General features: G+C 71.3%; 19 protein-coding genes. 11 read left to right on the top strand and 8 right to left on the bottom strand.

The features are described from left to right. The first annotated feature begins 55 nt into the window (after positions 1–55). Positions 56–1,045 carry a DeoR/GlpR family DNA-binding transcription regulator gene (locus OG607_RS16895; protein WP_405723998.1) on the top strand — a complete coding sequence of 330 codons (990 nt, stop codon included), beginning with the start codon at positions 56–58 and terminating at the stop codon, positions 1,043–1,045. A 63-nt stretch (positions 1,046–1,108) separates the two neighbouring features. On the opposite strand, the gene OG607_RS16890 is transcribed toward OG607_RS16895, so the two are convergent. After that, on the bottom strand, positions 1,109–1,711 hold the full coding sequence (locus tag OG607_RS16890) for a TetR/AcrR family transcriptional regulator (RefSeq protein ID WP_405723997.1): 603 nt from the start codon (positions 1,709–1,711) through the stop codon (positions 1,109–1,111). 193 nt (positions 1,712–1,904) lie between these two features. Here OG607_RS16890 and OG607_RS16885 point away from each other — a divergent pair, with 193 nt between their 5' ends. Both OG607_RS16885 and OG607_RS16880 read left to right on the top strand, forming a co-directional pair. Then, positions 1,905–3,278, top strand: coding sequence for an MFS transporter (locus OG607_RS16885; RefSeq protein ID WP_405723996.1), 1,374 nt, complete (start codon positions 1,905–1,907; stop codon positions 3,276–3,278). A gap of 103 nt (positions 3,279–3,381) precedes the next feature. Next, the gene (locus tag OG607_RS16880; protein ID WP_405723995.1) at positions 3,382–4,338 is read left to right on the top strand and encodes an IS481 family transposase; all 957 of its coding nucleotides are present in this window, start codon (positions 3,382–3,384) and stop codon (positions 4,336–4,338) included. Between the two features lie 211 nt (positions 4,339–4,549). Here the strand turns inward: OG607_RS16880 and OG607_RS16875 are convergent, their stop codons facing one another. Beyond that, entirely contained in the window at positions 4,550–6,304 is a 1,755-nt protein-coding gene (locus tag OG607_RS16875) for an acetyl/propionyl/methylcrotonyl-CoA carboxylase subunit alpha (RefSeq protein WP_405723994.1), read from the bottom strand. 361 nt (positions 6,305–6,665) lie between these two features. On the opposite strand from OG607_RS16875, the gene OG607_RS16870 reads away from it, so the two are divergent. Beyond that, positions 6,666–7,118, top strand: coding sequence for a hypothetical protein (locus OG607_RS16870; protein ID WP_405723993.1), 453 nt, complete (start codon positions 6,666–6,668; stop codon positions 7,116–7,118). On the opposite strand, the gene OG607_RS16865 is transcribed toward OG607_RS16870, so the two are convergent. The 4 genes from OG607_RS16865 to OG607_RS16850 all read right to left on the bottom strand — a co-directional run bounded on the left by OG607_RS16865 (position 7,115) and on the right by OG607_RS16850 (position 10,043). Next, positions 7,115–7,729 carry a nucleoside triphosphate pyrophosphatase gene (locus tag OG607_RS16865; RefSeq protein ID WP_405723992.1) on the bottom strand — a complete coding sequence of 205 codons (615 nt, stop codon included), beginning with the start codon at positions 7,727–7,729 and terminating at the stop codon, positions 7,115–7,117. The genes OG607_RS16870 and OG607_RS16865 overlap by 4 nt on opposite strands. Before the next feature lie 22 nt (positions 7,730–7,751). Then, positions 7,752–7,883, bottom strand: a complete 132-nt coding sequence (mmpB, locus tag OG607_RS16860; RefSeq protein ID WP_405723991.1) for a morphogenic membrane protein MmpB — start codon at positions 7,881–7,883, stop codon at positions 7,752–7,754. 365 nt (positions 7,884–8,248) lie between these two features. Then, a complete protein-coding gene (locus OG607_RS16855; protein ID WP_405723990.1) occupies positions 8,249–8,458 on the bottom strand; it encodes an acyl-CoA carboxylase epsilon subunit in 210 nt (69 codons plus the stop codon). Between the two features lie 10 nt (positions 8,459–8,468). After that, on the bottom strand, positions 8,469–10,043 hold the full coding sequence (locus tag OG607_RS16850) for an acyl-CoA carboxylase subunit beta (protein WP_405723989.1): 1,575 nt from the start codon (positions 10,041–10,043) through the stop codon (positions 8,469–8,471). 130 nt (positions 10,044–10,173) lie between these two features. On the opposite strand from OG607_RS16850, the gene OG607_RS16845 reads away from it, so the two are divergent. From OG607_RS16845 to hutH, 5 genes are all read left to right on the top strand, one after another. Continuing rightward, positions 10,174–11,013 carry a biotin--[acetyl-CoA-carboxylase] ligase gene (locus OG607_RS16845; RefSeq protein WP_329313294.1) on the top strand — a complete coding sequence of 280 codons (840 nt, stop codon included), beginning with the start codon at positions 10,174–10,176 and terminating at the stop codon, positions 11,011–11,013. Between the two features lie 72 nt (positions 11,014–11,085). Further along, on the top strand, positions 11,086–12,219 hold the full coding sequence (locus OG607_RS16840) for an adenylate/guanylate cyclase domain-containing protein (RefSeq protein WP_405723988.1): 1,134 nt from the start codon (positions 11,086–11,088) through the stop codon (positions 12,217–12,219). Positions 12,220–12,296: 77 nt separating this feature from the next. Next, positions 12,297–13,103, top strand: coding sequence for an enoyl-CoA hydratase/isomerase family protein (locus tag OG607_RS16835; protein WP_405723987.1), 807 nt, complete (start codon positions 12,297–12,299; stop codon positions 13,101–13,103). Between the two features lie 490 nt (positions 13,104–13,593). After that, entirely contained in the window at positions 13,594–14,688 is a 1,095-nt protein-coding gene (locus tag OG607_RS16830) for a GGDEF domain-containing protein (RefSeq protein WP_405736837.1), read from the top strand. Between the two features lie 189 nt (positions 14,689–14,877). Then, positions 14,878–16,428, top strand: coding sequence for a histidine ammonia-lyase (gene hutH / locus OG607_RS16825; RefSeq protein ID WP_405736834.1), 1,551 nt, complete (start codon positions 14,878–14,880; stop codon positions 16,426–16,428). A gap of 191 nt (positions 16,429–16,619) precedes the next feature. On the opposite strand, the gene OG607_RS16820 is transcribed toward hutH, so the two are convergent. Continuing rightward, on the bottom strand, positions 16,620–16,910 hold the full coding sequence (locus tag OG607_RS16820) for a hypothetical protein (protein WP_405723986.1): 291 nt from the start codon (positions 16,908–16,910) through the stop codon (positions 16,620–16,622). Between the two features lie 163 nt (positions 16,911–17,073). Between OG607_RS16820 and OG607_RS16815 the strand changes: the two genes are divergently transcribed. Both OG607_RS16815 and OG607_RS16810 read left to right on the top strand, forming a co-directional pair. Further along, positions 17,074–17,436 carry a hypothetical protein gene (locus tag OG607_RS16815; protein ID WP_405723985.1) on the top strand — a complete coding sequence of 121 codons (363 nt, stop codon included), beginning with the start codon at positions 17,074–17,076 and terminating at the stop codon, positions 17,434–17,436. 240 nt (positions 17,437–17,676) lie between these two features. Continuing rightward, positions 17,677–18,972, top strand: a complete 1,296-nt coding sequence (locus OG607_RS16810) for an Ig-like domain-containing protein (RefSeq protein WP_405723984.1) — start codon at positions 17,677–17,679, stop codon at positions 18,970–18,972. A gap of 70 nt (positions 18,973–19,042) precedes the next feature. Here OG607_RS16810 and OG607_RS16805 read toward each other — a convergent pair whose 3' ends face one another. Next, positions 19,043–21,922: a glycoside hydrolase family 3 C-terminal domain-containing protein gene (locus OG607_RS16805; RefSeq protein ID WP_405723983.1), complete on the bottom strand. Its 2,880-nt coding sequence runs from the start codon at positions 21,920–21,922 to the stop codon at positions 19,043–19,045. Positions 21,923–22,182 lie beyond the last annotated feature (260 nt).

The raw sequence follows: 22,182 nt of genomic DNA, 5'->3' as shown, positions 1-22,182 counted from the left end.
TCCCGCCCGGTTTCGCCAACAACTTCTGCTAATCGGCGCAAACTGCTGATAGCGGATGGTCATTGGCGTTACTGTCAGTTTCGTGTTCGCAGCAGAACGTCGCCAGCTGATCCTCGAAATGGTGCGCGCCAACGGGGCCGTGTCGCTCCGTGAGCTCGCCCGTGTCGTCCAGACCTCTGAAGTGACCGTACGGCGGGACGTGCGGGCGTTGGAGGCAGAAGGACTGCTCGACCGCCGGCATGGCGGTGCGGTGCTGCCGGGTGGCTTCACCAGGGAGTCCGGCTTTCCGCAGAAATCCCATCTAGCGGCCGCGGAGAAGACGGCGATCGCCGATCTCGCGGCCAGTCTTGTAGAAGAGGGCGAGGCCATCGTGGTCGGCGCCGGGACCACCACGCAGGAGCTGGCCCGCCGGCTCGCGCGGGTGCCGGGGCTGACCGTCGTCACCAACTCCCTGCTGGTGGCTCAGGCGTTGGCACACGCCAACCGGGTCGAGGTCGTCATGACCGGCGGCACGTTGCGCGGTACCAACTACGCCTTGGTGGGCAGTGGCGCCGAGCAGTCCCTCCAGGGGCTGCGGGTGTCGCGTGCCTTCCTGTCCGGGGCCGGGCTGACCGCCGAGCGCGGGCTGTCCACGTCCAACATGCTCTCCGCGAGTGTCGACCGGGCTCTGGTCCAGGCGGCGTCGGAGGTCGTGGTGCTGGCCGATCACACCAAGCTCGGTACGGACACGATGTTCCAGACCGTGCCCACGGATGTGATCACCCGTCTCGTCACCGACGAGCCGCCCCCGGGCGACGACCGTGCCGCGACCGAGCTCCAGGCGCTCGCCGACCGGGGCGTCCACGTCGCCGTCGCCTCCCTCAACGGCCTGGAGAACGGCGCCCCGGGCGGGCCCGGCGGTGGTCGGCGGCGCGAGCTGCCGCCGGTTCCGGGGCCCCGCCGGCATCCGCACCCCGGACACGCCGCCGGGCACCCCGCGCAGCCGCAGCTGCGCGCCGCGCAGCTCGCGGGTGAGCAGCGCATCGCCGACATGCGGCGCCGCTAGCGCTTGGCTTGTGCGGTTCCTCACGCGCGGGCCGTGGATGGCTGGTCGCGCAGTTCCCGCGCCCTAGGGTCGGGCGCGGTAGCCGTCGAGGGTTAGGTCCATCAGGCGCTGGAAGGTGCCGCGGTGGTCCGTGGGGTTGCGCTCGGCGGCGACGACGATGGCGCTGGTCAGCCGCATGATGTCGGCGACGGCGACATCGGCGCGTACCTCGCCCGCCTGTTGGGCGCGTACGAGGAGCTGGTCGCCGGCCGCGGTGAGGGCGCCCTTGCAGGCGGGCATACGGCCCTCGTCGGCCTCCATCAGGGCCACGGCGAGCCCGCGGTACTGCGCGGAGTAGACGGCGTAGGCGCGCAGCCATTCCTGCAGCGCGCCGATCGGTGACTCCGCCTCCAGGAGGGACCCGGCGCGGGCGGTGAGGGTGAGGGTCTCCTCCTCGAAGACCGCGTCCATCAGGGCGTAGCGGTTGGGGAAGTGGCGGTAGAGGGTGCCGATGCCTACGCCCGCGTGGCGGGCGATGTCCTCCAGGGGTGCCTCGGTGCCGTGGACGACGAACGCCTGGCGGGCCTCGGTGAGCAGCCGTTCGTAGTTGCGCCGGGCGTCGGCCCGCATCGGCCGCTGGAGACGGTCCGCGGCGGCGGGCGCGCCCGCCTGCTTGCCTGTGGTCATCGGCACCGTCCTCGTCGCCTTGCGTGTCCGCCAGGGAAATCCTTACGACTCCAGAATCCCATTGTAAATACGGAGGCAACCTCCGTATATTGAGCGGAGGCAACCTCCGTTTATTGGGCTCTCCGCTGGAGGCTTACGTCCCATGCCCCGTTCCTCCCTTCCTACGATGACGCCTGCCCGCACACCAGGGCCGATGCGTCGACAACGTCCCCTGTTCGCCCTTTCCGCAATCGTCGGCGCCCAGTTGATGCTGCTGCTGGACGTGACCGTGGTGAACGTCGCGATCCCCGGCATCGGCGATGACCTGGGCTTCTCCACCACCGGCCGGTCCTGGGTGGTGAATGTCTACATCCTCGCGTTCGGCGGGCTGCTGCTCCTGGGCAGCCGGATCGGCGACCTCGTCGGCCGCCGTACGGCGCTGATGGCCGGGGTGGCGGCGTTCACCGTCGCCTCCGTCGCCGGCGGCCTGGCCACCGGCCCGGCCACGCTGCTCGCGGCCCGCCTGCTCCAGGGCGCCTCGGCGGCCCTGGCCGCACCCAGCACGCTCGCACTGATCGCCACGAACTTCCGCGAGGGCGGCGAGCGCCAGAGGGCGCTGAGCGTCTTCTCCGCGGTCTCCGGTGCGGGGTCGTCGATCGGCCTCATCCTGGGCGGCGCACTCACCGAGTGGGCCTCCTGGCGGTGGATCTTCTTCATCAACATCCCGATCGGCGCCGCGATCCTGTTGCTCGCCCCGCGCCACATCACCGAGACCGACCGGCACCGCGGCGGCCGCTTCGACATCTCCGGCACCATCACCGGCACCCTGGGCATCTCGTCCCTGGTGTACGCCTTCATCCGGGTCGCCGAGCAAGGCTGGGGCGACGGCCAGGCGATCGGCGGCTTCGTCGCCGCCGTGCTGCTGCTCGCGGCCTTCCTGGTCAACGAGACCCGGGTCGAACGCCCGCTGGTGGTGCTGCGGCTCTTCGCCGACCGGTCCAGGGTGATCGCGTACAGCTGCTGGTTCCTGCTGCCGGCCGGCATGTTCGGGATCTTCTACTTCGTCACCCAGTACATGGAGACGGTCAGCGGCTTCAGCCCGCTGCGCACGGGGGCGGCCTTCCTGCCGATGACCCTGCTGCTCTTCGCCGCCGCCCGCACCGCGCCACGGGCCGTCGCCCGCTTCGGCGCCAAGCGGACGGCCGTCTGCGGGCTGCTCGTCGGGCTCGCCGGGATGCTCTGGCTCGCCACGCTCGACCCGGGGCAGGCCTACGTCAGCGGCCTCGCCGGGCCGCTGGTCCTGGTCGGGCTGGGGCTGGGCTTTGTGACGATGCCGCTCACGACGATGATCCTGTCCGGGGTCGAGCCGCGGGACGCGGGGTCCGCGTCCGGGCTGCTGCAGACGTTCCAGCAGATCGGCGGCACGCTCGGGCTGTCGGTGCAGGTCACGGTGTTCGGGACGGTGGTGCGGCACGGCGGTCCGGACGCGTTCGCGCACGGCGTGATCGCGGCACTGGGCACGGCGGCGGGGTTCGCGGTGCTTGCGTGCGTGCTGTTGTCGACCCTGAGGGCCCGTAGCCGGGCCTAGGTGTATTGATCACGAGCGTTGTTGACACGTGTCGTGCTTGATCAAAGGTGAAGACCTCCGGTGTGGTGGAGCTGTCTAGGACCGCACCACACCGGAGGTCTTCGTGTCCCACCGTAATGCCCGGCTGACCGTTCACGGCAGGCGACTGCTGGTCGAGCGTGTCACCTCGGGCCGGCCCGTCGCCCACGTGGCCGCTGAGATGGGTGTCTCCCGCGCCACCGCCCACAAATGGGTCCGCCGGTGGCGGGCCGAGGGCGAGCCGGGCCTGCACGACCGGCCCAGCAGTCCCCGCACGACCCCGCACCGCACCCCGGCCGCGACCGAGCAGGACGTCTGCCGTCTGCGCCGCGAGCGCAAGCTCGGCCCGGCCCGCATCGGCCCGATCCTGGGCCTGCCCGCCTCGACCGTGCACCGCATCCTGACCCGCCACGGCCTGCACCGCCTGGCCTTCCTGGACCGCCCCACCGGCCAGGTCATCCGCCGCTACGAACGCGACCGCCCCGGCGAGCTCATCCACGTGGACGTGAAGAAACTCGGACGGATCCCCGACGGCGGCGGCCACAAAACACTCGGCCGCCAGGCCTCCCGCGCCACCAAGACCGGCGTCGGCTTCGACTACGTCCACTCCGCCGTCGACGACCACACCCGCCTGGCCTACAGCGAGATCCACCCCGACGAGAAAGCCGCCACCTGCGCCGACTTCCTCCGCCGGGCCGCCGCCTTCTTCACCACCTGCGGCATCCACCGCATCGAACGCGTGCTGACCGACAACGCCTGGTCCTACCGCAAAAGCACCCAATGGAAGCAGGCCCTCACCGACCTGGACGCGACCGGCAAACTCACCCGCGCCTACCGGCCCCAGACCAACGGCAAAGTCGAACGCTTCAACCGCACCCTGCTCGACGAATGGGCCTACCTACAGCCCTACACCAGCAACGACCAGCGCACAGCCGCCCTGACAGACTTCCTCCACAGCTACAACCACCATCGCAGCCACACCGCACTCAAAGGCCAGCCCCCGATCAGCCGCGTCAACAACCCTGCGGGTCAATACACCTAGGGCCCCTTCTGATGGATCTCCGTGGCGTCGCGTGCCCTGGCACCAGTGCTCGCGGCGTTGCCGGAGCGCCCACAGGAAACCACCCTGTGGGCGCTCCGGCGCCTTGCGATCGCAGGCGCCAGACCCCGCTCCTTCACCCACGGAGATCCATCAGAAGGGCCTAGCCCCGGGGTCCAGGGGGCAAGGCCCCCTGGACCCCGAAAATGAGCCGTCAGTCCTTGATCTCGCAGATGACAGCACCCGAGGAGACGGACGAACCGACCTCCGCCGCGAGGCCCTTGATGGTGCCGGAGCGGTGGGCGTTGAGGGGCTGTTCCATCTTCATGGCTTCGAGGACGACGATGAGGTCGCCCTCGTTGACCTGCTGGCCCTCTTCGACGGCGATCTTGACGATGGTGCCCTGCATGGGCGACGCGAGCGTGTCGCCGGAGGCGGCGGCGCCGGCCTTCTTGGCGGCGCGGCGCTTGGGGCGGGCTCCGCCGGCGGCGGCGGTGCGGGCGAGGGTCATGCCCAGGGAGGCCGGGAGGGAGACCTCCAGGCGCTTGCCGCCGACCTCGACGACCACGGTCTCGCGGCCGGCCTCCTCGGCCTCGTCCTCGGCCACCGGGGCGGCGAAGGCGGGGATGTCGTTGACGAACTCGGTCTCGATCCAGCGGGTGTGGACGGTGAACGGGTCGCTGGTGAAGGCCGGGTCGACGACGACCTTGCGGTGGAAGGTGATGGCCGTGGCCATGCCCTCCACCTCGAACTCGGCCAGGGCGCGGGCGGCCCGCTGCAGGGCCTGCTCGCGGCTCGCGCCGGTGACGATGAGCTTGGCGAGCAGGGAGTCCCAGGCGGGGCCGATGACCGAGCCGGTCTCGACGCCCGCGTCCAGGCGGACGCCCGGGCCGGACGGCGGGGCGAACTTCGTCACCGTGCCGGGGGCCGGGAGGAAGTTGCGTCCCGGGTCCTCGCCGTTGATGCGGAACTCGAAGGAGTGGCCGCGCAGCGGCGGGTCGTCGTAACCCAGTTCCTCGCCATCGGCGATACGGAACATCTCCCGTACGAGATCGATGCCGGTGACCTCTTCGCTGACCGGGTGCTCGACCTGCAGACGGGTGTTGACCTCCAGGAAGGAGATCAGCCCGTCCTGGGCGACCAGGAACTCGCAGGTGCCGGCGCCGACATAACCGGCCTCGCGCAGAATGGCCTTGCTGGCGCGGTACAGCTCCGCGTTCTGCTCATCCGTGAGGAAGGGAGCCGGAGCCTCCTCGACCAGCTTCTGGTGGCGGCGCTGCAGCGAGCAGTCACGGGTGGAGACGACGACCACATTGCCGTGGCTGTCGGCCAGGCACTGGGTCTCCACGTGCCGGGGACGGTCCAGGTAGCGCTCCACGAAGCACTCGCCGCGGCCGAAGGCGGCCACCGCCTCACGCACCGCGGAGTCGTACAGCTCCGGGACCTCTTCGAGCGTGCGGGCGACCTTCAGACCGCGGCCGCCACCGCCGAACGCGGCCTTGATCGCGATCGGCAGGCCGTGCTGCTCCGCGAACGCCACGACCTCGTCGGCGCCCGAGACCGGGTCCGGGGTACCGGCGACCAGGGGCGCGCCGGCCCGCTGGGCGATGTGGCGGGCGGCGACCTTGTCACCGAGGTCGCGGATCGCCTGCGGCGGGGGACCGATCCAGGTCAGCCCGGCGTCGATCACCGCCTGCGCGAACTCGGCGTTCTCGGACAGGAAACCGTAGCCGGGGTGGACGGCGTCGGCACCCGATTCGGCGGCCGCGGCCAGGACTTTGGCGACGTCCAGATAGCTGCCGGCCGGGGTGTCGCCGCCCAGCGCGTAGGCCTCGTCGGCCGCGCGGACATGCAGCGCGTCCCGGTCGGGCTCTGCGTAGACGGCTACGCTGGCGATCCCGGCGTCCCGGCAGGCACGGGCGACGCGGACTGCGATTTCACCGCGGTTGGCGATGAGCACCTTGCGCACGATGGCTCCCTCCTTGAAACAAGCCGAGTTTAGGTACTGGTGACACTTCGTGCCGAGGCACCCCCAGTGGTGAGCTTGCCCACACGTAGGGTGATCCGGACACGGCAACAGGGTCGTATTGCCGCGTAATTCCACGCTACGGCCGTATATCTCCGGGCGGTTGTGCCACGCTTGAGTGAGCTGGATCTCTGCGTACCACCGTGGCCGACGGGGTCTCCCATTTGTGGGAACTCCACGAAGCCACGGGGAAAACTTTGCCCGATCACCGCCCCGTAAGGGTGGTGCTGTCCGAACTCTTGCCGCAGGACCTACCCGTTAGTAGCGTTCTCGATGCGGGGTACCGGCGGTAATAGGGGGCATCATGCGACGAGGCGTGGCCGCGACGGCAGCTGTGGTGCTGGTCCTGGAAGCATTCGGACTCGCCTTCATCAACTGGGTGATGGGCCTCGCCGTACGCCACCAGTCCATGTCCCTGGCCGGACTCGACCCCGCCGCGATGGCCGCCGGCGCGTGGGTCGCCGGGGGCCTGATCGCGGTCTTCCTCATCTCCTGCGCGGTGGTGCTGGCACGCACGGCGCACCACGACCGCGCCCCGGGACGGCTCGGGCGGCTGCTGCTCATCTCGGCCGCGGTGCTGCATGTGGTGCTGGGCGCGGCAGTCGTGGGGCTGGTGGGATGGCCGGCGTACGCACTGATGATGGTGATCTTCGCGCTCGTGGTGCTCAGCCTGTTCATGTACGGGACCGGCGCCCCCGCCCCCGCCCCCGCCCCCGCCGATGACGAGCCCGGCCCCGCCGCGTCGGCTCCCGCCTAGGAACTGGTCCACAGGTCGGTGATCCGTACGCCCAGCTCGGCCAGCAGGCGGCGCAGCAGCGGGAGCGAGAGGCCGACCACATTGCCGTGGTCGCCGTCGATGCCGTCCAGGAACGGCGCCGACCGGCCGTCCAGGGTGAAGGCGCCCGCCACGCTGAGCGGTTCGCCGGAGGCGACGTAAGCCGCGATCTCGGCGTCATCGGGGGTACCGAACCGCACTGTCGTGGACGCGGTCGCGGAGACGCGGCGGCCGCCGGCGAGGTCGATCACGCAGTGGCCGGTCTGAAGGATGCCCTCGCGCCCGCGCATGGACTTCCATCGGGCCGTGGCCTCTTCGGCGTCGGCGGGCTTGCCGTACGCCTGCCCGTCGAGCTCCAGGACCGAGTCGCACCCGATGACCAGCTCGCCGTCCGACAGCTGTCCCGCCACCACGTCCGCCTTCGCCTCGGCGAGCACACGGGCGAGTTCGCCCGGCGTCGGGGCGGTGATGGCCTCCTCGTCGACCCCGCTCACGATCACCCTGGGATCCAGACCGGCCTGCCGCAGCAGCCCGAGACGCGCGGGGGAGGCGGAGGCGAGTACGACGGTGCGGCGGGGAGCGGGATTCGTCATGGGCGCCATCGTAATGACCCCCTCAGAACGGCCAGCCCACGATCAGCATGATGATCGGCATGGCCAGCGCGATGAGCAGGATCGCGCGGCGCATCATCATCTGCGCCTGGCGCATCTCCTCGGGGGGCTCTTCGGGTGGATCCGACCACAACATGTCTTCAAGGTTGCGCCCCGGTAACGGCCCGCGCCTGAGTACGGGTACTCAGGCGCGGACCTATTTCGCGCGGTAACCCCGTACCCCGGTTTCTCGCGCAGTTCCCCGCGCCCCTGGGGTGCCGGGGAGCGGGGGCATGGACCACGAACGGGAGGGCCGAGATCACAGGGGTGGGAGACGGCAGGGAAGACAGGTACGGGCGGGAGGGCCGGGGTCGCAGGGGTGGGGGTCCTGGACGCTCCGCATATTTGTGTGCGGCATGCCGGGCAGGACAGCGGTCGACCCGTCACCCACGTAAATATGTCGGTCCAGGACCCCCACCCCGGAGGCCCCGGACCGGCACCGGAACCCGCACCGCAACCCGGTCAGCGCGGCCAGTACGTGGCACGCCAGGCGCCCCCGCCGGGGTGGAGCGCGCGGGTGGGGACGTTGCGGGCCGGGTCGGCCCACTCGTCGAGGGGGCGCGGGCCGTCGGCGGCGCCGGTGGCAGCGGCCGCGGCCCGCGCCTGGACGAGGGCGACGACGGCGGCGAGCTCCTCGGGGGTGGGGTTGCCTCGCTCGACCTTTATGACCATCGAGGGCTCCTTAGAGGGGGATGTTGCCGTGCTTCTTGGGGGGCAGGCTCTCGCGCTTGTTCTTGAGGGTGCGCAGCGCCTTGACGAGGTGAGCCCGGGTCTCGGACGGCACGATCACCGCGTCGACATAGCCGCGCTCGGCCGCGATGTACGGGTTGAGCAGGGTGTCCTCGTACGCGGCCATGAGCTCGGCGCGCCGCGCCTCCGGGTCCTCCGCGTCGGCCAGTTCGCGGCGGTGCAGGATGTTGACCGCGCCCTGGGCGCCCATGACGGCGATCTGGGCGGTCGGCCAGGCGAGGTTGAGGTCGGCGCCCAGGTGCTTGGAGCCCATGACGTCGTAGGCGCCGCCGAAGGCCTTCCGCGTGATGACCGTGATCAACGGAACCGTGGCTTCCGCGTACGCGTAGATCAGCTTGGCGCCGCGCCGGATGATGCCGGTGTGCTCCTGGTCGACGCCGGGGAGGAAGCCGGGGACGTCCACGAAGGTGATGACCGGGACGTTGAAGCTGTCGCAGGTCCGCACGAAGCGGGCGGCCTTCTCGCTCGCGTCGATGTCGAGGCAGCCGGCGAACTGCATGGGCTGGTTGGCGACGACGCCGACCGGGCGGCCCTCGACGCGGCCGAAGCCGGTGAGGATGTTGGGGGCGAACAGTGCCTGGGTCTCCAGGAATTCGCCGTCGTCCAGGACATGCTCGATGACCTTGTGCATGTCGTAGGGCTGGTTGGCCGAGTCCGGGATGAGGGTGTCCAGATCGGGGTCCGGCGCCAGGTCGTCGGGCTCCGCCGCGTACGCCGGGGGCTCTTCGAGGTTGTTGCTGGGCAGGTAGGACAGGAGCGCCTTGACGTACTCGATGGCGTCCTTCTCGTCGCCCGCCATGTGGTGGGCGACGCCGGAGACGGAGTTGTGGGCCCGCGCGCCGCCGAGCTCCTCGAAGCCGACGTCCTCACCCGTCACCGTCTTGATGACGTCCGGGCCGGTGATGAACATGTGGGAGGTCTGGTCGACCATCACCACGAAATCCGTGATCGCGGGCGAGTACACCGCGCCGCCCGCGCACGGGCCGACGATCAGCGAGATCTGCGGGATGACGCCGGAGGCGTGCGTGTTGCGGCGGAAGATCTCGCCGTACAGGCCGAGCGCGCTGACGCCCTCCTGGATGCGGGCGCCGCCGGAGTCGTTGATGCCGATGACCGGGCAGCCGTTCTTCAGGGCCCAGTCCATGACCTTGACGATCTTCTGGCCGTAGACCTCGCCCAGGGCCCCGCCGAAGACCGTGAAGTCCTGGGAGAAGACGGCGACCGGGCGGCCGTCGACCGTGCCGTAGCCGGTGACGACGCCGTCGCCGTACGGGCGGGTCCGGTCCAGCCCGAAGTTGGTGGAGCGGTGCCGGGCGAGCTCGTCCAGCTCCACGAAGGAGCCCTCGTCCAGGAGCAGTTCGATCCGCTCCCGGGCGGTGAGCTTGCCCTTGGCGTGCTGCTTCTCCACCGCGCGGGCGGAGCCGGCGTGCGTCGCCTCCTCGATACGGTGGCGGAGGTCGGCGAGCTTGCCAGCGGTGGTGTGGATGTCGTACTGCGGCTCGGCCATGGGAGGCGGCTCTCCTGCTCTCGTCGGGTCGCATTTGACTGGCGAGTAACCCTGTTTTCGTAGCGTAACGGCGCGACTGCTCGGCGAGCAGTGCGGCGTTCGACACACTCCCGCTCGTAGGGTGGGCCACATGACCTCAAACCGCTGGTCCGACCTGGACCGGCCGCCGCTCAACGCGGCGGCGCTGCAGCGCGCGATCGTCACCCCGGACGGCTTCTGGACCGAACTGACGGTCGTCGAACGCACCGGCTCGACCAACTCCGACCTCGCCGCCCGGGCGAAGGCGGGGGCGGCGGAGGGCGCCGTGCTCGTCGCCGAGGAGCAGTCCGCCGGGCGCGGCCGCCTCGACCGGCAGTGGACGGCGCCGCCGCGCTCGGGGCTCTTCTTCTCCGTACTGCTTCGCCCGTCCGGGGTGCCCGTCGAGCGCTGGGGCTGGCTGCCGCTGCTGGCCGGGGTGGCGACCGCCACGGCGGTGTCGCGGGCGGGCGGCGTCGACACCGGGCTGAAGTGGCCGAACGACCTGCTGGTCACCGTGGACGGCGAGGAGCGCAAGACCGGCGGCATCCTCGCCGAGCGGGCGGGGGACGACGGCGTCGTCATCGGCATCGGGCTGAACGTGTCCCTGCGGGAGGACGAGCTGCCGGTCCCGGCGGCCGGCTCGCTGGCCCTGGCGGGGGCCAAGGGCACCGACCGCGATCCGCTGCTGCGGGCGGTGCTGCGCTCCCTGGCCGACTGGTACGGCGAATGGCGTACCGCGGGCGGCGACCCCGAGGCCAGCCGGCTGCGGCCGGTGTACGCCGCCGGGTGCGTGACGCTGGGCCGGGCGGTGCGGGCCGAGCTGCCGGGCGGCGACGCGGTGACCGGCACGGCGGTGACCGTGGACGACGACGGGCGGCTGGTCATCTCCTCCGGCGGCGCCGAGCGGGCGGTGGGCGCGGGCGATGTCGTACACCTGCGCAACGATGTGTGAGAGTGAGCTACAGCACACCTGTCGTATCGTTGAGGCGGCATCCGACCCAAGGAACCGAAGAGGGGGCGGGCGGTGACCGTGGAGAACGCGGTGGGCGCCGGAGGCGCCGATGATCATGACGCCCTCGGCGATGCCTCCGGCGACGACCTCAGCCATGCCTCCGGCCACGCCGCCAGCCATGCCCCGGGCGAGGATCCCATCGCCCTGCGTCTGGAGCAGCTGATCCTCGGCGCCGAGCGCCAGTACACCCCCTTCCGGGCGGCCCGCACGGCCGGCGTCTCCGTGGAGCTCGCCGCCCGCTTCTGGCGCGCGATGGGCTTCGCCGACATCGGCCAGGCCATCGCCCTCACCGAGGCCGACGTCATCGCCCTGCGGCGGCTCTCCGGCCTGGTCGAGGCCGGGCTCATCAGCGAGCCCACCGCCATCCAGGTCGCCCGCTCCACCGGCCAGACCACGGCCCGGCTCGCCGAATGGCAGACCGATTCCTTCCTGGAGGAGCTGACCGAGCCGCCCGAGCCGGGCATGACCCGGGCCGAGGTCGCGTATCCGCTGGTCGAGCTGCTGTTGCCCGAGCTCGAGGAATTCCTGATCTACGTCTGGCGGCGGCAGCTCGCCGCAGCCACGAGCCGGGTCGTGCGAAGCGACGACGAGGAGGCCGTGGACCGGCGGCTGGCGGTCGGCTTCGCCGATCTGGTCGGCTTCACCCGGCTGACCCGGCGCCTGGAGGAGGAGGAGCTCGGCGAGCTCGTCGAGGCCTTCGAGACGACCGCGGCGGACCAGGTGCACGCCCATGGCGGGCGGCTGATCAAGACGCTGGGCGACGAGATCCTCTACGTCGCCGATGACCCGGGGACGGCCGCCGAGATCGGGCTCCGGCTGATCGAGACGATGACCGGTGACGAGACCATGCCCGCTCTACGGGTCGGCATGGCCTTCGGCACGGTCACGACGCGGATGGGCGACGTCTTCGGTACGACGGTGAATCTGGCGAGCCGGCTCACGTCGATAGCGCCCCGGGACGCGGTTCTGGTCGACGGCGAGCTCGCCCAGGCGCTGGGCGAGAGCGGCGACGCACCGGTCTCCGAGCTCGACGTGAGCCCCGGCTCCGAGGACAAGTACCGCTTCGCCCTGCAGCCGATGTGGCGGCGGCCGGTGCGAGGGCTCGGCGTCGTGGAGCCCTGGCTTCTGACCCGGCGGGGCGGTTAGGGCCTGTCCGGCAGATCCTTGCCCGGTACGTTGGTTCACGTTCGTTAACCAACATGCCCGGAGGGTGGAGGCCGCGGATGCCCCAGGAAGAGCGGTTCGGCGAGTGGGTGGCGGTACGGCGGCACGGTGACGGCGACCGGGTCGCGGAGCTGGTGCTGGACCGGCCGAAGGCGATGAACGCCGTGTCGACGGACATGGCGCGGGCGCTGGCCACGGCGTGCGCCGCCCTCGCGGAGGACCGGGGGGTCAGCGCGGTCGTGGTCAGCTCGACGCATGAGCGGGCGTTCTGTGTCGGCGCGGATCTGAAGGAGCGCAATTCGTTCAGTGATGCGGATCTGGTGCGGCAGCGGCCTTACGCGCGGGGCGCGTACACCGGCGTGCTGGAGTTGCCGATGCCGGTGATCGCGGCGGTGCATGGCTTCGCGCTGGGCGGCGGGTTCGAGCTGGCGCTGGCGTGCGATGTGATCGTGGCGGACTCCACGGCGGTGGTGGGGCTGCCGGAGGTGTCGGTCGGGGTGATCCCGGGCGGCGGGGGGACGCAGCTGCTGCCGCGGAGGGTGGGGGCGGCCCGGGCGGCGCAGCTGATTTTCACCGGGCGCCGGGTGCCGGCGGCGGAAGCGCTGGCCCTGGGCCTGGTGGATGTGCTGGCCGAGGAGGGCGAGGACCGTGCGGAGGCGCTCGCGCTGGCCGAGCGGATCGCTGCGAACTCCCCGGTTGGGCTGCGGGCGGCGAAGCGGGCGCTGCGGCTGGGGCAGGGGGTCGACCTGCGGGCCGGGCTGGAGATCGAGGACGCGGCGTGGCGCGCGACGGCGTTCTCCGGGGACCGGGCGGAGGGCGTGGCGGCGTTCAACGAGCGGCGTACGCCGAGGTGGCCCGGGGAGTAGGCCCGGTTCGGGTTTCGGTGCCGGTCCGGGGCCTCCGGGGTGGGGGTCCTGGACCGACATATTTACGTGCGTGACGGGTCGACCGCTGTCCTGCCCGGCATGCCGCACACAAATATGCGGAGCGTCCAGGACCCCCACCCCTGCGACCCCGGCCCTCCCGTTCGTACCTGTCTTCCCCCGCCGTCTCTCATCGGCCCGACTGGCCGGGGGGAGTAGCGTGCCGCGCGCTTGTGCGGGGGTTATGGCCCAAACTGGTACAAACACCTCGGCCACCTGACGGCTGACGGCCGCCCGGGATCTGCGGCCGACGGTCGGCGAGTGAGCCGAAGCGGAGCGGCCGCTGTCGAAAGGGAGAACGCGCGCAGGCCGCGAGGAACGAGCGGGTGAGCACGATCGACCGTCGACAGTGGCTTAGCGCAGCGGAGGCGAACTCGCCTTGAAAAAAGAAGGTGACGAGCGGCTGAGGGCTGTGGCTGAGCTGGCGCGGGTGGTGGCGGCGGCCAGGACGCCGATGGAGGCGGTGGCGGCCGCGGCGGCGGCGGCGCGGCTGGCGCTGGGCGGGAGCATGTCGGCGGTGTCGCGGTGGGAGCGGGACCGGGGGCGGCTGCGGGTGCTGGTGAATGACGGGGAGCTGGCGCCGGGGGAGGAGCCGCAGCCGAGGAACGAGGTGTACTCGGTGGCGGACTTCCCGGAGATCGTGGAGTTTCTGCACGGGCGGTGGACGGAGGGCGGGGAGCCGCACGCGTGGGTGGAGACGGCCGATGCGGGCGGGCCGGTAAACGGCGGGCCGTACTGCCATCAGCGGGTGGCGGCGCTGCGGCGGCGCGGGCGGTCGTCGTGCGTGGTGGCGCCGATCATGCTGCACGGGCTGGCGTGGGGTGAGCTGTATGTGGCGCGGGCGACCGGGAAGCCGGTGTTCGACCGGGCGGACGCGGAGTTCGCGACCGTACTGGCGGCGCTGATCGCGGCCGGGATCGCGCAGACGGAGCGGTTGGCGGAGGTGCGGCGGCTGGCGTTCACGGACCCGCTGACGGGGCTGGCGAACCGGCGGGCGGTGGACGCGCGGCTGGAGGAGGCGTTCGAGCGGCACCGGGAGGAGGGGGCGCCGGTCAGCCTGGTGGTGTGCGACCTGAACGGGCTGAAGAAGGTCAATGATCAGCTGGGGCATGCGGTCGGGGACCGGCTGCTGGTGGGGTTCGGGTCGGTGCTGTCGCTGTGCGGGGCGGAGCTGCCGGGGAGCCTGGCGGCGCGGCTGGGCGGGGATGAGTTCTGCCTGCTCACGGTGGGCGTCGCGGCGGATGAGGTGGTGCGGGTGGCGGAGGAGCTGTGCGAGCGGGCGAAGCGGCTGGGGCTCGGGGACGGCGTCGCGGTGGGGGTGGCTTCCACGGATGCCGGCATCGGGCCGGTGCAGTCCGCCCGGCGGCTCTTCCGGCTCGCCGACGCGGCCCAGTACCGGGCCAAGGCGCTGGGATCCGAGCGGCCGGTGGTGGCGGGGCGGGCGGGGGCGGAGGACCCGGTGGTGCGGCTGGCGGACGAGCCGCCGGGGACGGAAACGGAGCGGCGGCGGTTCCGGGGGCGTGGGTAGCGCGGGGCGTTGCCCGTTTCGGCGGACGGAGTCCGGCGCAGCCGTCCCGATGCCAGCGGAGCGCCCGCGAGGGTGGCGTGCGGGATAGGTGCGGAGCGGCGGCGGTTCCGGGGGCGTGGGTGAGCGGTAACGGGTGGAGCCTGCGCGTGACAGTTACCGATTCAGGCTCTAGGGTGCGTGAATATGGATATGCAAAACGTGCTCATCGGGGCTCACGGGGCCGCGGCCCAGGACGTGCTGGCGGTCGCGCGCGGCAATGCGAGGGTCGAGCTGTCGGCGGAGGCGCTGGCGGGGATCGCGGCGTCGCGCGGGGTGATCGAGGCGCTGGCGGCGAAGCCGGAGCCGGTGTACGGGGTGTCGACGGGGTTCGGGGCGCTGGCGGTGCGCCACATCAGCCCGGAGCTGCGCGCGCAGCTGCAGCGGAGCCTCGTACGGTCGCACGCGGCCGGGATGGGCCCGAGGGTGGAGCGCGAGGTCGTGCGGGCGCTGATGTTCCTGCGGCTGAAGACGCTGGCCTCGGGGCGCACCGGGGTGCGGCCGGTCGTCGCGGAGACGATGGCGGCGCTGCTGAACGCGCAGATCACGCCCGTTGTCCATGAGTACGGCTCGCTGGGCTGCTCCGGGGACCTGGCGCCGCTCGCGCACTGTGCGCAGGTGCTGATGGGCGAGGGCGAGGCGGAGGGCCCGGACGGGGTCGTACGGCCCGCTGGGGAGCTGCTGGCGGCGCACGGTATCGAGCCGATCGAGCTGCGGGAGAAGGAGGGCCTGGCCCTCATCAACGGCACGGACGGCATGCTGGGCATGCTGGTGATGGCGATCGCGGACCTGGAGCGGCTGTTCACCGCCGCCGACATCACCGCCGCGCTGTCCCTGGAGGCGCTGCTCGGCACCGGCAAGGTGCTCGCGCCGGAGCTGCACGCGATCCGCCCGCACCCGGGGCAGGCGGCGAGCGCGGAGAACATGCGCAAGGTCCTGGAGGGCTCCGGGCTGACGGGGCATCACCAGGATGACGCGCCGCGCGTGCAGGACGCGTACTCGATCCGGTGCGCGCCCCAGGTCGCAGGCGCGGGCCGGGACACGCTCGCGCATGCGCGCCTCGTGGCGGACCGGGAGCTGATCTCGGCGGTGGACAACCCCGTCGTGCTGCCGGACGGCCGGGTGGAGTCCAACGGCAACTTCCATGGCGCGCCGGTGGCGTACGTGCTGGACTTCCTGGCCATCGCGGCCGCCGACCTGGGGTCGATCGCGGAGCGGCGTACGGACCGGCTGCTGGACAAGAGCCGTTCGCACGGCCTGCCGGCGTTCCTGGCGGACGACCCGGGGGTGGACTCGGGGCTGATGATCGCGCAGTACACGCAGGCGGCGCTGGTGAGCGAGAACAAGCGGCTCGCGGTGCCCGCTTCGGTGGACTCGATCCCGTCCTCGGCGATGCAGGAGGACCATGTGTCGATGGGCTGGTCGGCGGCCCGCAAGCTGCGGCACGCGGTGGACAACCTGGCGCGGATCATCGCCGTCGAACTGGTCGCGGCGACCCGGGCGATCGAGATCCGGGTGCAGGGGAGCGAGGTCCTGCAGGCGGCTCCCGCGACCGAGGCGATCGTGAAGGCGGTCCGTGAGGCCGGTGTCGCCGGGGTCGGGCCGGACCGCTTCCTGGCGCCGGATCTGGCGGCGGCGTACGAGTTCGTACGGGCCGGGGGCCTCGGCGCGGCCGCCGAGTCGGTGACGGGGCCGCTGGCGTAACGCCTAGGTCCTGTCCGGGCGATCATGGGCGCCCGCCGCGCCAGCGGCTGATGTCACGGCGGCGTCGTCCGGTGCGGTGCATCGCAAGGCGCCGGAATGCCCGCAGGGTGGTTTCCTGTGGGCGTTTCGGCAACGCCGCGAGGTGCCGTGCCGGGCGGCGAAGGGGCCGTTCATGATCGCCCGGACAGGGCCTAGTGCGCCTCGCGGCGCCGTGTGACGTTGACCAGGAGCGCCGCGCCCATGCCGAGGAAGGCGGTCCCGCCGATCAGGTAGGGCGTGGTGTCGGTGCTGCTGGTCTCGGCCAGTTGTGCCTTGTCGGAGGCGCCGGCCGTGGTGGCCGTCGTCTGCTGGGTCACGGTCGCCGCGGCGGCCTTCGTGGAGCTGTGCTCGGCGCTCGCGGAGGCGTTCGGCACGAAGTAGAGCGCGCCGAGAACGGTGGCCGCGGCGGCGGCGATGAAGATGGGCGGGCGGTGCGTGGTCAACGGATCCCCCAGCGGTAGCGGCGATTTGACCGTGGTGGCTGATGTTAGTGATGGGTGGGTCCGGTGGGAAGCCGAGATGCGGAACGCTTCCCTCCGGGGCCCGTTTGTCCGCATAATGCGCGTCGCCTGCCCGCCCGCGCGCGCGACCCCTACGCTCCGTGGCATGAGCACTACTGAGATCCCCCGTGGGGAGAGCGGACCGCGCTATGTACGCCTGCAGGTCGAGCTGGTCCTGGAGGTCACCGATTCCGGCCAACTGGCGGGGGCGGCCCTGGACCACATCGGCGGCGACGATTTCATGCCGGACGACGAGCGGTCGCACGCCGAGGCGGCCGTGAAGCAGGACGAGTCGGAGGCGCTGGCGTATCTGGTGGACCCGTTCGATCTGGTCACCACCGTGCCGGGGATCGAGCTGGTACAGGCGTCCTGGTCCTGCGCTCACACCGAGTATGATCCTGATTCCGACGAGTGGGACCTGTACGAGGACGAAGATGCCGCCGCCGCCGAGGAACCGGACGGCGTCTGAATCCGTCCCTCTCTGTGTGTGACTCACAGGCCCCGGGCCCATCATGGTCCGGGGTTTTCCTTGTGCGGCACGCACACGTGGTCTTCCCCACAGTTTTCCGGAACAGGGGAACGGACCAAAGACCCTGGCAGTTCCATAGCGTACGACTGAGGCTCGAATGAGGGCCGTGGCTTGAGGTGGAAGCAGTGTCGCAGCCCAAGCCTGGGGAACGCGTACCTGAAACACCCATTGGAGATTCGCGTGAAGCCGTCCGACGCCGCCACTGACACCGGCACCGGCATAGCCAACGACCCGCGCTCGACTGTCACCCGGCGGCGCGGGCTCGCCACGATAGCCGCCCTGGTCGCGGGCGGGGCGGTCACGCTGACCGCCTGCGGCGGCGACAAGAGCAGCGACTCCGGCAGTTCGGGCGCCTCCGCGAAGGCCAGCGAGTCGGCGGCCGCCGCGGCGGCCAAGGACACCTCGGACGCGAACATCACGATCACGCCGGGCGACAACAAGACCAATGCCTCGATCCAGACCTCGGGCCAGGTGACGGTCACCGGCGGCACGCTGGTGTCGGTCGCCATGACGACCGACGCGGGCACCAAGGTCGCGGGCACGATGACCAGCGACAAGACGGGCTGGAAGCCGGACGCCCAGCTGGACCGCTCGACCAAGTACAAGGTCGTCGCGACCGCCGAGGACAGCAAGAAGCGCGAGTCCGTGGCGAACGCCACCTTCACCACCGTCTCCCCGGGCAACAGCTTCATCGGCTACTTCAACCCGGACAACGGCACCACGGTCGGTGTCGGCATGCCGGTGTCGTTCAACTTCGACAAGGCGATCACCAACAAGAAGGCCGTCGAGCAGGCGATCACGGTCACCACCAGCACCGGCCAGGAGGTCGTCGGCCACTGGTTCAGCGCCACCCGCCTGGACTTCCGTCCCGAGGAGTACTGGACCGCGTACTCCACCGTCACCGTCAAGATCGCCCTGGACGGCGTCGAGGGCGCGAGCGGCGTCTTCGGGGTCCAGAGCAAGACGGTGTCGTTCAAGATCGGCCGCAAGCAGGTCTCCACCGCCGACGACAACACCAAGACCATGACCGTGGTCCGCGACGGCAAGACCATCCGCACCATCCCGGTCTCGCTGGGCGCGGCGCCGAACACGACCTACAACGGCATCATGGTCATGTCCGAGAAGTACAAGAAGACCCGCATGAACAGCCAGACGGTCGGTCTCGGCAAGGCGTACGACATCAAGGACGTCCCGCACGCCATCCGGCTGACCAACTCCGGCACCTTCGTGCACGGCAACTACTGGCGGCCCACGTCGGTCTTCGGGCACACCGACACCAGCCATGGCTGCGTCGGCCTGCACGACACCAAGGGCGGCAACGACACCTCGACGCCCGCGTACTGGTTCTACAACAACTCGCTCCTCGGCGACGTCGTGGTCGTCAAGAACTCCCCGGACAAGACTGTCAGCCCGGACAACGGCTACAGCGACTGGAACCTGTCCTGGGCGGACTGGAAGGCCGGCAGCGCGCTTTAGCCTGCGGCGCCTTCGTAAGCAATGACGTGCTGGGCCGGAACCATATGGTTCCGGCCCAGCACGTTTTGCGTTATGCCGTGAAACTCACCCGCGCCAGCCGCAGGGCGCCCCGCAGCGTGATGTGCAGGTCGTGCACGCCGGTCGGCGGCGCGGCCGGCTCCACGCGCACGGCGGTGTACGCGTAGGGGTCCCCGGTGGAGGGCACGGTGGCGGTGCCCAGCGGGGTGCCGTCCCCGAGGCGCAGCTCCACGACGGCCTCGCCGGGCTCGGCGCGGGCGGCGTCCAGGACCAGGGAGGCCGGGCCGGCGGTGCCGAAGTCGCAGGCGCGGAAGAGCAGATGGGCCTCCTCGGCCGCTGAGGCGACCGCGTCGCCGCGGACCTTCGTACGGTCCACGAGAACGGCCCCGCGCTGCTCGTCGAAGTCGGCCGCCTCCAGGCCGCGCACCAGGACGGGACGGGGGGCGGGGGGTTCGCCGGCCACCTCGAAGGAGGCCACGGCGTCGCCGGCCAGCAGCTCGTACGTACCCGGGTCGACGTGCCAGGCGCTGTGGGCGACGTCCCACAGGCCCAGGGCGTCCAGGGGGAGGGTGAAGGAGAAGACCCGGATCTCCCCGGCGGCGAAGTGGGCGCGCTCGTACGCGGCGAGACGGCGGACCGGGCCCGGCAGGCGCGGGTCGAGGGCGCGGGTGTAGAGCTGGACGACCTCGTCGGATTCGCGGGGGCCGGTGTTGGCGACGGTGAAGGACGCGGTGAGGGAGTCCTGGCCCACGGCGACGGTCAGGTCGCCGTAGGTGAAGGAGGAGTACGTCAGGCCGTGGCCGAAGGGGTAGAGCGGGGTGCCGGTGAAGTAGAGGTAGGTGGCGCCGGCGCTGATGATGTCGTAGTCGAGCAGCTCGTTGGGCAGGTCGTCGTCGGAGGCGTACCAGGTCTGCGGGAGCCGGCCGGCCGGGGAGACGTCGCCGAGCAGGACGCGGGCCAGGGCGGGGCCGGCCGCCTGGCCGCCGTGGGCGGTCCACAGGAGGGCGGGGAGGGCGGCGTCGGCCTCGGGGACCGCGTAGGGGTAGGCGGAGGCCAGGACGAGGGCGGTGCGGGGGTTGGCGGCGTGGGCGGCGCGCCAGAGGCGGTCCTGGTGGGGCGGGAGCGCGAGGGTGGTGCGGTCCTCGGTCTCGCGGCCGTTGATGTGCGCGTCGTTGCCCGCGACGACGATCACGGTGTCCGCCGAGGCGGCGGCCCGCGCGACCGCGTCCGCCCCGCGCTCGACGACCTCCAGGGAGAACGGCGTCCCCTCCTCGGCAACCTTCAGGCCGTCGGCGGCGACAGACAGGTATCGGCCTGTCCCTGTGTGCTTGAGGAGGTGACTGCCGTCGTGGCCGTCGCCGGCGCTGTCAGCGTGCGGTTCGAAGCTGAACGTCTCCTGCACGATCCAGCCGTGCGGACGGTCGGCCGCCGCCCGTACGAAGCCGTCCTCCGCGACCGTCAGGTACAGCCCGGTAGGCGCGCGCAGGGTCACCGCGCCGCCGCCCCAGTCGATCAGTGCCAGGTCGGTCGGCTCGTCGCCGGTGGTCAGCGGCGGCAGGTCGGTGCGGCCCTCGGCCGTGGCCGGGTTGAAGGACCCTTCCTCCTCCCGCTGCGCCACCTCGACGTCCGGGACCTGCAGCCAGCGGCCGTCGGCCGCCCGCAGGCGTACGGTGTCGGCGCCCTCGGCGAAGACCACGTTGTCGGCGCCGAGCCGCTCGGCCAGGGCCGCGCGAAGGGACATGCCGCGGCCGGGGATGAGGCTGCCGCTGTACCAGTCGAGCTTGATCTCGTCCGCGAGGAGACCGACGACGGCGATCCGCTGGTCCCCGGTCAGCGGCAGCAGCCCGTCGTTCTTGAGCAGCACCACCGCCTGCTCGGCGGCCTCCAGCGCCAGCGCCCGGTGCTCGGGGGTGTCGAAGGACTCGGCGCCGATGCCCGCGTACGGGTCGTCCTGAGGGTCGAACTCGCCGAGCCGGAAGCGCATGCTCAGCAGCCGGTGCACGGCGGTGTCGATGTCCGACTCGTCGATCAAGCCCTTGTCCAGGGCGCCGCGCAGCCGGGCGATCATCTGCGAGGAGTCCTGGTCGTGGTCGGTGAAGCTGTCCACGCCCGCGCGCAGCGAGGCCGCCGTGGACTCCTCGTGGGTGTCGTAGTAGTGCTCGGAGTTCACCAGGTTCGAGGGCGCGCCCGCGTCGGAGCAGACCACCAGCTCCCGGTCCGTCCAGGCCCGCAGCTGCTCGCGCAGCAGCGGCGACACATGGTTCGGCCGGCCGTTGACCAGGTTGTACGCCGGCATGACACCGATCGCCGTGCCCGCCTCGATGGGGCCGCGGAAGGCTTCGAGGTCGTACTCGTGCAGGACGCGGGGGCGTACCGAGGACGAGGTGATGTCGCGGCCGGTCTCGTTGTTGTGCGCGAGCCAGTGCTTGAGGATGGGCGCGGTGCGCCAGTACGTGGGGTGGTCGCCGCGCAGCCCGCGGGTGTACGCGGTGGCGATGGCCGAGGTGAGGCGGGGGTCCTCGGAGTACCCCTCCTCGTTGCGGCCCCAGCGCGGGTCGCGCAGCAGGTTGACGGTCGGCGCCCAGACATTGAGGCCCACCCGCTCGTTCCAGCCCCGCATGGCGCGGACCTCGTTGCCGACGGCCTCGCCGACCCGGCGCACCAGCTCGTCGTTCCACGTCGCGCCGAGGCCGACCGCCTGCGGGAAGACCGTGGCCGGCCCCATCCACGCGACGCCGTGCAGCGCCTCCTGGCCGGTGCGGAATGCGGCCAGGCCGAGCCGGGGGACAGCCGGGGCGAACTGGTGGAGCATCGCGATGCGCTCGTCCAGCGTGAGGCGGCCCAGCAGGTCATCGACCCGCTTCGACAGCGGCAGGTCCTGAACCTGGAAAGGCAGATGATCGGTGGTCACGCCGGGTCCCCTCGGTGGCATCTTCGGCAAACGTTTCGAAGCGCTTCGATGCTGAGTCTTCCCACCTGGGCTGTCAAGACATGACTCGGCAACAACCCCCTAACCACTTGGGTCGTCATCGGTCCCGTATCTGCCGACAGATCCGATGTTTCTTGAAGCTGACTCTTGCGCGGTGTGTCGCTCACGCTTAACCTCGCAGCAACATCGAAGCGCTTCGACCAAAGGCGGTGGCAGCGGGTGTCCCACCTGTGCTCGAAGACCGCTTCTGTTCACCCAGTTTC

This window comes from Streptomyces sp. NBC_01537, assembly GCF_045040445.1.
Classification (GTDB): Bacteria; Actinomycetota; Actinomycetes; order Streptomycetales; family Streptomycetaceae; genus Actinacidiphila.
Note: the sequence above shows the minus strand (reverse complement) of the source record. Positions and strands in the feature narration are given on the sequence as shown.